Source organism: Rhizobium sp. Leaf311 (assembly GCF_001423445.1).
Taxonomy (GTDB): Bacteria; Pseudomonadota; Alphaproteobacteria; order Rhizobiales; family Rhizobiaceae; genus Agrobacterium.
This window is the reverse complement of the sequence record NZ_LMNZ01000009.1, coordinates 191,802-201,498: the sequence shown is the minus strand read 5'-3', so window position 1 is coordinate 201,498 and position 9,697 is coordinate 191,802. Positions and strand designations below refer to the sequence as shown.

The window sequence follows — 9,697 nt, the reverse complement described above, 5'->3', positions numbered from 1 at the left end:
CTCAAACAAGTCAACACTGCCAATCCAAAAAAATACAGATTTTATGTAAGTCGCTGATTAGGCAGGGGTATTTCGGGTCGGCACGAAACCAGGTCCAAAATAACGCCCCTTCGGCTTATATGAAGGCTCGTTCGGTGCCCTCGCCTTATTAGAATAGAACCCGCGCCACGTTTTCGACATGAGATATCCATATCTGGACGGAGAGGAAGTGCTTCGACGTAGAAACACGGGGAGAGTAGTAAGGGGAATTGCTCCCCTGTTTGACTCCCGTGTTTTAAAGTTGCACACCTTCGCCATAAGGTTTCTGGAGATCAAATGAACGAATGGTCGCGACAGGCATGATGACGGATCGAGACATGGTCCGCTCGCTTGGGTCAGAGCCGCCTATTCTGGCAGAGGGTCGCCGTGCTCCAGACCGTCGCGAGATTTCTTTGCGTTGGCTTAGTGGAACATTTCTCACTGGCATTACATCGTCCATTCTCATGGGCGTCGCTCTTTTCGCGGCTCTGGATGGCCGACAGCAGCTCGCGATCCCGGCAGAGGCTTTCGCGCGCGCCGATATGGAGCAGGATGCATCGGAAACCGTCAGGCGCGGCACAAGACTGCTAGCACCAAATATTGCAGCACGGCCTTCCGACAGGTCTGTGATGGAAGTGTCGACCGTTATCCACGATGGCGATAAGGAAGTTGTCCGCAAGGTCCCATTCTCGCACGTGAAGATCGCTCTGGCCGCAAATTACAATAATCAGGACGACTATCCGCCATTTGATCCGCTCAACATTTTTGCGACGAATGAGGATGCTTCTCCAGCAGCGAGCAAGACGGGTACGATCTATGGATCGGAGGTAGAGTCGGAGGTCAGCCTGAAGACAACGGCTTTTCCGACGAAAAACAGCCCATTTGCTTATGCCGGCGGAATGAGCTTCGACGAGGTGGAAGAGGCCGTTCGCTCCAATGGCTCTATCCTGACCGATGGCAATGAGCAGCTTTCCGCACTCTATTACATCGATCCGCGTCGGTTTGAGGCGACTGAGGACGTCGATGTGACTGCTGGCCTATCAGCCCGAGTGGTGGAACAGAACATGTCGGTATCCACGCCGCAGGCAGCGACAGTGGATGCACCGGAATATGCTGACGATGTCATTCCTGTTCGCCAGGCGCAGACAATGGAAGAAGCGCTCTTTGGCGCAGGTTATTCCAAGCAGCAAGCCAAGCAGACGGCAGACGCTCTAAGCGCAGAGAATGGATCAGCCGAAGTGCAGGCCGGCGATGTGCTGCGCATCGGAATTCTGCAGAGTGATGACAAAAGCGATGTTGTCCGCGCAAGCCTTTATCGCAAGGCACGCCACGTCGTGACAGTAGCAACCGATGATCACAAGCAGTTCGTCAAGGCGGCTGAGCCTCCTCAGCTTGATGCCGTCGCCACCGCTTTCGACAGCAGCAACGCGCCTTTGACTGCGAACCGTGATCTGCCACGCGTCTATGACGGGGTCTATCGGGCGGCTCTTACCTACGGCATGAACCAGTCAATGGTGTCGCAGATCGTGAAACTTCTAGCCAGCAGCGTCGATTTCCAGGCTCAGCTGAAGCCCACGGATTCGCTGGAAGCTTTCTTCTCGGTCGAGGGGCCTGATGGGAAAGCGACCGACCAGTCCGAGCTTCTCTATGTGAATGCCAAGTTCGGCGACAATGAAACCCGTTTTTACCGCTTCCAGAACCCCGATGATGGAAGCGTCGATTATTTTGACGGCCAGGGTAAGAGTATTCGTCAGTTCCTGATCCGAAACCCTGTGCCGAACGGGCGCATGACGTCCGGCTTCGGTATGCGCCGCCACCCCGTCTTGCGGTTCAGCCGCATGCATACGGGAACAGACTGGGCCGCACCACGGGGAACGCCGATCATTGCCACCGGTAATGGCGTAGTCGAGAAGGCTGGATGGGCATCCGGCTACGGCAATCAAACGCTGATCCGCCACGCGAATGGCTATGTATCTTCTTATAATCACCAGAATGCGATTGCCAAGGGTGTGACCGAGGGCGCTCGCGTCACACAGGGTCAGGTTATCGGTTATGTCGGATCGACTGGCCTATCGACCGGCGCTCACCTGCATTACGAGTTGATCGTCAACGGCACGAAGGTCGATGCAATGAAGGTGCGCCTCCCGGGTGGGAAGTCCCTTTCGGGCGTGGCGCTGGCCAGATTTTCTGACGAAAGACGGCGCATCGACACTTTGCTGAACATTGAAAGCAAGCCGGACCAGGTCGCAAGTCGCTAAACATTTTTTCGTTCGCAAAGAAAAAAGGGCTCCCTCGCAGGAGCCCTTTTTCGTTTTATCATGCTGCGTCAGCGGTTTCGATGTCTGGTCGCAACGGCTTGACCTTGAACAGTAGCCTATCGGAGCCCGATGTGACCTTGACGCGCGAACCATCCGGAATTTCACCGCCCAGGATCATCTCGGCAAGACGGTCCTGAACGCTTTTCTGGATGATGCGCTTCAGCGGACGAGCGCCATAGGCGGGATCGTACCCCTTGTCGGCAAGCCAGATACGGGCATCTTCATCGAGTTCCAACTCGATCTTGCGATCGCTGAGCAGCGAGAGAAGACGCTGCAACTGGATATCGACAATGGCACCCATTTCATTGCGATGCAGGCGATGGAACAGGATGATGTCGTCGATACGGTTGAGGAACTCAGGCCGGAAGTGTCCCCGGACCCGTTCCATCACCAACTCGCGGACAGAATCCACATCGTCATTGTCGCCCATCTGCGTCAGAAACTCGGAACCGAGGTTCGAGGTCATGATGATGATGGTGTTCTTGAAATCGACGGTACGGCCCTGACCGTCGGTCAAACGGCCATCATCCAGCACCTGCAGCAGAATGTTGAAGACATCCGGATGCGCTTTTTCGATCTCGTCGAACAGGACGACCTGATAGGGGCGACGACGCACGGCTTCCGTCAACGCACCGCCTTCCTCGTAACCGACATAGCCAGGAGGCGCGCCGATCAGCCGGGCGACTGAATGCTTCTCCATGTATTCCGACATGTCGAGGCGCACCATTGCCGTTTCATCGTCGAACAGAAACCTCGCCAAAGCCTTGGTCAGTTCTGTCTTGCCGACGCCGGTCGGGCCGAGGAAGATGAAGGAGCCAATCGGTCGGTTCGGATCCTGCAGACCAGCGCGGGCGCGCCTGACTGCTTTTGACACTGCCTGCACCGCTTCGCCCTGGCCGACGACGGATCTGGCAAGCTCATCTTCCATGCGCAGCAGCTTCTCGCGCTGGCCTTCGAGCATGCGATCCACCGGAATACCAGTCCATCTTGATACGACATGGGCAATGTTGTCCGCCGACACCACTTCCTGCACCATGGAGGCAGCGCCGCTGCTGTCGCGTGCTTCCGCCGCAGCAAGCTCCTTTTCCAGCCCGGGAATGATGCCATAGGTCAACTCGCCTGCGCGCTGGAACTGACCATTACGCTGGGCGGTCGCCAACTCGTTGCGGGCTTCGTCGAGCTGCTTCTTCAGGTCCGCCGCATGGCCAAGCTTCTGCTTTTCTGCCTGCCAGCGTGCCGTCAGCGCATCTGCCTTTTCTTCCGTATCAGCAAGCTCATCCTCGAGCTTCTTCAGCCGATCCGCAGAAGACGCATCGGTTTCCTGCTTCAATGCTTCACGCTCGATCTTGAGCTGGATGATGCGACGATCAAGCTCATCCAGTTCTTCCGGCTTGCTGTCCACCTGCATGCGCAGGCGCGACGCAGCCTCGTCCATAAGATCGATGGCTTTGTCGGGCAGGAAACGGTCGGTTATGTAGCGGTTGGACAGCATGGCAGCAGCCACGAGTGCGGAGTCCGCGATGCGCACCTTGTGGTGCTGCTCATACTTCTCCTTCAAGCCACGCAGAATTGAAATCGTGTCTTCGACTGTGGGCTCGTTAACCAGAACGGGCTGGAACCGACGCGCCAGAGCAGGGTCCTTTTCGACATGCTTACGGTACTCGTCCAGCGTGGTTGCGCCAACGCAATGCAACTCACCACGGGCAAGAGCGGGCTTCAACAGGTTGGACGCGTCCATTGCTCCATCTGCCTTGCCAGCGCCGACAAGCGTATGCATTTCGTCGATGAAGAGAATGATGCCACCGACTTCCGCCTGAACTTCGTTCAGGACAGCCTTTAGGCGCTCTTCGAACTCACCCCGGTACTTCGCACCGGCAATCAGCGCGCCCATGTCGAGCGCCATCAACTTCTTGTCTTTCAGGCTTTCCGGTACGTCACCATTGATGATGCGCAGGGCAAGGCCTTCTGCGATCGCCGTTTTGCCGACGCCAGGTTCACCGATCAGTACGGGATTGTTCTTGGTACGGCGCGACAGAACCTGAATGGTGCGACGAATTTCGTCGTCACGGCCGATGACCGGATCCAGCTTGCCGTCCTGCGCTTCCGCCGTCAGGTCACGCGCATACTTCTTCAACGCATCAAAGCCCTGTTCGGCATTGGCGCTATCGGCGGTACGACCCTTGCGGATATCATTGATGACCTGGTTGAGCGCCTGAGCGGTTACGCCTGCCTTCTTGAGCGAGGCGGAGGTCGAGGCAGAGGTTTCAATCGCCATGGCCTGAAGCAGACGCTCCACCGTGACGAAACTGTCGCCGGCCTTCTTTGAAAGATCTTCGGCAGTTGAAAATACCTTGGCCAGCGGTCCTGTCAGCGAAAGGCCACCATTGCCGCCGGAAACCTTTGGCAACTTCGCCAAGGCGGCATCATTGGCAAGGCGCGCTTCCTTTGCATTGCCGCCCGCACGCTCCATAAGGGCCGCAGCCATGCCCTGGTCGTCATCCAGCAGCACTTTCAAGACATGCTCAGCCGCAAATTGCTGGTGGTTTTCATTCAACGCATAGGTCTGGGCAGATTGCAGAAAACCGCGAACTCGTTCGGAATATTTCTCAATGTTCATAATCAAACTCCTCTTACCGCCCTGCCCGATCTCGGCACAGTTTGGATTGCTGGGGTTGAGGCTCCCTGAAGCGGCAAGCCCCGCTGCGACGACCGACACTCAATCATGCCAGTATCGCCTTGAATGACAGGTCAGAGCTCGTGTCTGACATGGCATTCTGATGAACTTGATATGGTATGGAGTTTTGCTGGTTTAAAGAGGACCCGGAGCGGCCCGATAGATTTTTAATAGCATTTTTTGTCAGAAAATGTCGGCTTCTCGCCGAAGATGTATTTTATCAAAACTAGATTGTTATAAGGCACCGCTCTTGCGCGGATGCGGGAATGGTGCCCCATTGCTCGGCAAGTCCATGAGAGCTGGAGATGCGGCAGCAACCGGCGAAAAAGATTGTTTTCGCCAGTCGCTTTTTCAAGGTTCAACGCGTCAGCGTCGTTGCGACCAGATAGCCGAAAATGGCTCCAAGGCCCAAAGCTCGCATGGGGTTTTCTCGCACACGACGGCGAAGGTCGTCTGCGGTTCTGTAGCCCAGGCTTGAAACCTCTTGCCTGACCGCAACAATGTTTTCCTTAGGTCCGCTGTAGGGATCATTTCGATGAGCGAGGATGGATTCCAGGGCCTCGTCCACTCGTGGTGCATCCGATTTGGCAACGGGCTCTGCTGCGTCAGCACCTGCGCCGGATGTTGTCGTGCCGGTGGCCGAGACTGGGTCGGAGGCAGGAAACGTGTCTTCCAAACCATCGCGGAGATCATCCTGATCGACGCGAGGTTCGCTCTGTTCACTCTCCAGCGATTGTACGGCGGGGGATTTGATATCGGGCATTGCAGTTCCTTCGCATGATGAATGTGCGGAGGAAACACCGCGCGCTTGCGGCGGTTCCAGAGATTCATCGCCCGATACCGTACGAAGCAGAGGGACCGGGACCACAGGAGCCGTGTGAATGTAGATGAAGAAAGAGAAAACGGCTGGCGCAGATAAGATCCGCGCCAGCCATTTGAAGGCATCGGCCTATTTGCCCCAGATCTTCGCATACTGAACCCGGTAGCCATTGCCGGGATCAAAGATATTCTTGTCGCCACCGTCGGAGCTGATATTGGCCTTGGTGACCACGTGCAGTGGTGACGTATAGCCGGACCATTTCGCCTTGCTGACTGCTCGGTTCAATTCGTCTACAAGCTGCCAACCCTGCAGGTTCAGGGGCTCTGCCACCGTCACCGATTGGTATTGGCCTGAGCGAATGCGCTGATAGGCCGATTCCGATCCGTCACCGGCAGCGACCGCCTTGGGCGCCCCATCGCCCGCGATACCGGCTGCGGCGAGGCTCGGCCCCATGAAGTCGAAATAGATATCATTGATTGCCAGCGTATGAGTCCATTTCGTACCATACTTTTGCAACAGCGAGGTCGTTAGCGTTGGCATACGGTTCGAGGTGTCCGCAATTGGCGTATCCACATATTCGAGCACCGTTCCGCCGAGCTTTTCGATTGTTTCTTTTATCTTGTCGGCCTTGGCAATGGCGATGGCATAGGTCGAGTCGGTGAAGATCACGACACCCGGCTTTCCACCTGCGTCAGCAAAGGCCCATTTCGCGGCAGCGGCGGAGACTTCCATGGCATCGGTGGAAACATTGGCGAAAAGGCAATTGGCCGGGTCAGGCCCAATCACCGGACCTGCGTGCCAGCTCACCATCGGAATGCCGGCATCGCAAGCCTGCTTCAACGCAGCCTGCTGCTCGACCGCATCGAAGCCGTTGATGATGATGCCATCAGGCTTCAGCGCAAATGCCTGCCCGAACGCTCCGGCACGGCTCTGCACGGAACCAGCGCCATCCAGAACCGTCACCTGCCAACCGATCTTGGCCGCAGCCTCTTGTATGCCATTCGTCACCCCCAGGATGCCGCCGTTTTTCATGTCGGCAGCCAACACGACGATTTTCTTGCCCGTCGCGGCGACCGGACCGCTGGTCGGCCCATCCCAGGTCGTTTTCTCACCTGCATATTTCTGGACCTGCGCCATCGCGTCAGAAATCGCGTCGGCGTGGGCTGGCATGGCGGCCGCCAGTGCCAGGATCGATACGGCTAGTGCTCTTTTCAGCATGGTTTCCTCCCGATGTAGCTGAACGAACTATTTAGACTTCGCGCCTTTTTTCCTCTGCGCATATCCGGCAATGCCAATTGCGATCAGCAAGGTCGTGCCGTTAAACAGCGGTTCAACCCAGAAACTGCCGCCGAACTGCTGGATGCCGGATATGCCAACGGCGAGGATCATCACGCCGACGATTGTGCCCCAGACATTGACGCGTCCGGGCTTGATGGTTGTGGAGCCGAGAAAGGCACCCACAAGTGCGGGCAAGAGAAATTCAAGGCCGACGGATGCCTGCCCGATACGCAGCTTGGACGCCAGAAGCACACCCGCAAGCGCGGTCATCAGGCCGGACGCGACAAATGCGCCGATAACGAATTTGCGCGTTGGAATGCCATTGAGCTCTGCTGCCCTTTGATTGGCGCCAATCGCATAGAGATACCGGCCGATCGGCGTGTATTCGAGCGCGATCCAGAGCAACAGCGTGATGACAAGGACATAGATGGCGGTGATTGGCAGCCCTGCGACGAAGGTGCCATTGATGGCATAAAAGGCATCTGGCAGCGCACCAACCATCTGACGGCCGCCGGTATGCCAGAGTGCAATGGCATAAAGGATCGTGCCTGTTCCAAGCGTCGCTATGAAACTGTCGATCCGCGCAACCTCAACCAGTAGCCCGTTAAGGGCCCCGATGAGGACGCCGAGGACGAGAACGATAGCAACGGCAACTGGCCAGGGAAGCCCGTAGAGCGTCTGCAAGCTGATGGCCAGAATGTGCCAGAGAACGATACCGTAGCCGACCGTCAGGTCGATGCGCCCGGCAACCATGGGAATCATGGCCGCAAGCGACAGCATCGCGATGATCGCCTTGTCGGAGAGAATGGCGCGGACGTTGAGCAAGGTCGGGAAAGTGGTCGGCAGTATGATCGAGAAAAGGACGATCAGACCGAACATCAGGATCACGAGACCATAGGTCGGAATGAGGCGAACCAGCTTTCGGCTGAATGAAAGACCTCTCAGCTCGTCTTTGGTGGGTTCAACTGCGTTGGATTGAATACCGGGCATGGCTGTCCTCAGGCGGCTTCACCGGCCGATGCGGCCTGGATCAATGATTCGGTTGAAAGTTCGACGCCGCTCAGTTCGGCCACAGGCAGGCCACGACTGAACACAATCGCACGGTGGCAGATATTGGCGGTCTCCTCGAAATCGGTGGACACCACGAGGACGCCCATGCCACTTGCAAGCGCCTCGAATAGCAGATGGTAGATTTCAGCCTTCGCGCCGACATCGACACCTGCAGTGGGGTCTTCCGTAATCAGCAACTGGCGTCCGGAATCAAGCCAGCGTCCCACAACGACCTTTTGCTGATTGCCGCCGGACAAGGCCTCTATCGCGAGGGTCGGATCATTCGGCGACAGCCCGACGCGGCGCCCAAGCCCATGGGCGATTTCATCCTCGGCGCGGGGAGACAGGAAACTCATCAGGCGTCGACCGGTAGCCGCCGGGTTAATGAACGCGTTTTCTCGGATTGTGAGGCCTGGCGCGACACTTTCCGCAACGCGATCACGTGCGACGAGTCCAATGCCGGACCGCATGGCCGCTCCAGCATTGCGCAGATCCGGCTTCATCCCGTTCAACAGGATGCTGCCCGAATGGGGAATGAGGCCGAACAATGCGCGACCGACATCCTCATGGCCTGCGCCACGTAACCCCGCGAGACCGAGCAGTTCTCCACGGCGAATTTCAAAATTCACCGGGCCCACCGCGCCGGTTGCCAATCCCTCCACCTTGAGGATGGATGAGCCAGACAGAACTGCGGGTCGGGCAATTTCGCGCGCCTTGCGCCCGACGATGAGACCAACCAGCTCCTCAGGCGTGGTATGTTCAATCGCCCGCATACCGACCATCTGGCCGTCTCGAAGCACGGCAACCCGATCGGCTATCCGGAAAATCTCATCGAGGCGATGGCTGACATAGATCATTCCGACGCCGCGTGCCTTTAGCGGGCTGAGGGCTGCAAACAGTCTCTCTACCTCATCTGCAGGAAGACTGGCCGTCGGCTCATCAAGAACGAGGTAGTCGCAATCGGCAGCAAGGGCTCGTGCGATGGCAACCAGGGATTTCTGCGTGCGGGTGAGGCTGGACACGCGGGCTTTCGCTGAAAAGTCAGCCTCGACCAGCGAAAGAGCCTTATCGGCAGCCGCCTCCGTCGCGGTCCAGTCGATGCGACGACCCTTTTTCACGTAGCCTAGCGATAGCGCGATATTCTCGGCAACGCTCATCCACTCTATCAGTCCGAGATCCTGATGGATGAAGGCAACTTGCTGACCACCGGCCTTTCCGGCTTCATGAGCGTAGGGAACGCCATCAATGAAGACGCCGCCCTCATCGGCACGGTGGATTCCACCAAGCACCTTGATCAGCGTTGACTTGCCAGCACCATTTTCGCCCAGAAGGGCAACGATTTCGCCACGCTCGACCTTCAGCGAAACGCCCTTGAGGGCTTGCGTGCCTCCAAAGACTTTCACGATGCGATCGAACAGCAGTCCGTCTGTGGACTGTTGCATGATTGTCTCCTCCCAATCCGGACAGATCTTGCGCCTGCTTTACCGGTAACGTAAATAAATTATTCTGACGCCCGGCTATGTCAAGAGAAAAGTTATC

At 57.1% G+C, this 9,697-nt stretch carries 6 protein-coding genes; 1 reads left to right on the top strand and 5 read right to left on the bottom strand.

All coding sequences use genetic code 11. The features are described from left to right. The first annotated feature begins 338 nt into the window (after nucleotides 1–338). Complete coding sequence (locus ASF69_RS14800; protein ID WP_062588793.1) at nucleotides 339–2,276, top strand: M23 family metallopeptidase; 1,938 nt, start codon at nucleotides 339–341, stop codon at nucleotides 2,274–2,276. Nucleotides 2,277–2,334: 58 nt separating this feature from the next. On the opposite strand, the gene clpB is transcribed toward ASF69_RS14800, so the two are convergent. From clpB to ASF69_RS14775, 5 genes are all read right to left on the bottom strand, one after another. Beyond that, nucleotides 2,335–4,953: an ATP-dependent chaperone ClpB gene (clpB, locus tag ASF69_RS14795; protein WP_062588771.1), complete on the bottom strand. Its 2,619-nt coding sequence runs from the start codon at nucleotides 4,951–4,953 to the stop codon at nucleotides 2,335–2,337. Between the two features lie 415 nt (nucleotides 4,954–5,368). Then, nucleotides 5,369–5,773, bottom strand: coding sequence for a hypothetical protein (locus tag ASF69_RS14790; protein ID WP_062588769.1), 405 nt, complete (start codon nucleotides 5,771–5,773; stop codon nucleotides 5,369–5,371). Between the two features lie 186 nt (nucleotides 5,774–5,959). Continuing rightward, nucleotides 5,960–7,048 carry a substrate-binding domain-containing protein gene (locus tag ASF69_RS14785; RefSeq protein ID WP_062588767.1) on the bottom strand — a complete coding sequence of 363 codons (1,089 nt, stop codon included), beginning with the start codon at nucleotides 7,046–7,048 and terminating at the stop codon, nucleotides 5,960–5,962. Nucleotides 7,049–7,075: 27 nt separating this feature from the next. Beyond that, on the bottom strand, nucleotides 7,076–8,098 hold the full coding sequence (locus tag ASF69_RS14780; RefSeq protein WP_062588765.1) for an ABC transporter permease: 1,023 nt from the start codon (nucleotides 8,096–8,098) through the stop codon (nucleotides 7,076–7,078). An 8-nt stretch (nucleotides 8,099–8,106) separates the two neighbouring features. After that, entirely contained in the window at nucleotides 8,107–9,600 is a 1,494-nt protein-coding gene (locus ASF69_RS14775; protein WP_062588763.1) for a sugar ABC transporter ATP-binding protein, read from the bottom strand. Nucleotides 9,601–9,697: the final 97 nt, after the last annotated feature.